At 63.6% G+C, this 1,523-nt stretch carries 1 protein-coding gene; it reads right to left on the reverse strand.

The window, feature by feature from the left end; translation table 11 throughout:
- The coding region (locus G491_RS0126010) for a beta strand repeat-containing protein (protein ID WP_428829366.1) at window positions 1-1,490 on the reverse strand (1,490 nt) is incomplete at its 3' end.
- Window positions 1,491-1,523 lie beyond the last annotated feature (33 nt).

Raw genomic sequence — 1,523 nt, forward strand, 5'->3', positions numbered from 1 at the left:
CTCAGGTTCACGGAGCCCCCGGAGGTGTCAATGTTTCCGCGCACCAGGAGGTTGCCCACGGCCGTGCCTAAAACGCCGTGTGCGTTGGTCACGTTTACGTCGCCGCCGTCGGTGGCGATATCGTTAAGATCCAGGTTGGCCACGCCCGTGCCTGCATTGTTCATGTTAGCAGTCACGTCGCCGCCGTTGGTGTTCAGCGAGGCCAGCACCATGCCGTCCCCGGCATTAAAATTCATGTCCCCGCCCTGGGTCACAACCGTGTCGCTGGCGGCCCCGATAAAGGTGATGGCGCCGCCGCCGTCATTATCCGCGTCCGCGGTCATGGTGAGGGACTTGGCCCCGGTGGTATTAAGCGACAGGGTATCGTCGCTCAGGTTTTCCACCGTGATATTGTTGGTGGCTTCCAGGACGATGCCCACGTTGCCGGCGATGCCTTCCAGGCCTGTCTCGCTGATGGTCCAGGTGCCTGTGCCGGAGCCGGCCAGAATCTGGCCGTCGCTCAACTGACCGTCTTCAGCTCCGCCGCCGCCGTCAATGATATAAATATTGGTGGGATCCAAAAGCAGGGTTCCGGCGTTGCCGTCCACGGCGGAGGCCTGTACGTCGCCCCGGAAAGCCAGGTTGTTCACGCCCGACACTTCCACAAATCCGCCGTCGCCGGACACGTCGCCGCCGTTGGCCTGGATTGCGCCCTTGAACCACGTATCGCCGTCGGACCACAGGATCACGTCGCCGCCGTTGGAGTTGGCGCCCGCGCCGTTGGCCGTAATGGTGGATTCCGCGCCCGCCAGGGTCAGGGTGGTGGAGGTCAGGATCACCTGACCCGCGTCTCCGCCTGCGCCCGCATTGGCGGAAATGGTTCCGTTCTCATAAACCTTGTCGCCCTTGACGTACACGGAGCCGGCGGTTTCGCCTGCGTCATCGCCGTCCACGTTCAGGGTTCCTTCGTTCACCACCAGGCCTTCGTCGCCGCCCAGCAGAATAATCTCGCCGTTACGCTCCACGACCGAATTGGCTTCCACAACCCCCTGGTTGTTCACCACGGAGTCCAGGATGTTCCCGGCCGCCTGGGCCGTCATAAGCACACGGCCGCCGTTGGCGCGCACCTGTCCTGCGTTCAGCACGGCGGTGGTCAGGGCTTCGCCGTCGGGACCCGTCACCTGGGCCGCCTGTCCGTCGCCCAAAGCGAAGTTGATGAGGCCGTCGCCGTCAAAGTCCACGGTGGCCTGGGTTCCGGAGGCAAGCACCACGCTGCCCAGATCCGCCTGGATCACGCCGGTGTTCACAACGGAAGCGCCGGCCAGCACTGCGTAACCGCCGTTTTGAACGATGATGGTGCCTCGGTTGACGACGTAACCGCCGTCCCCGTCCTGCTTGAAGGTGTAGTTCCCGGCGAAGAAATCGTCCTCTTCCATCACCAGGGACGTAGCCATAAAGCCCGCCGTGTTCACCGTGGCGTCCGCCCCGATCAACACCCCGCTGGGGTTCATGACCCACACCTGACCATTGGCGATCAGGTTGCC

It is taken from the genome of Desulfatibacillum aliphaticivorans DSM 15576, assembly GCF_000429905.1.
In the GTDB taxonomy this organism is placed as follows: Bacteria; Desulfobacterota; Desulfobacteria; order Desulfobacterales; family Desulfatibacillaceae; genus Desulfatibacillum; species Desulfatibacillum aliphaticivorans.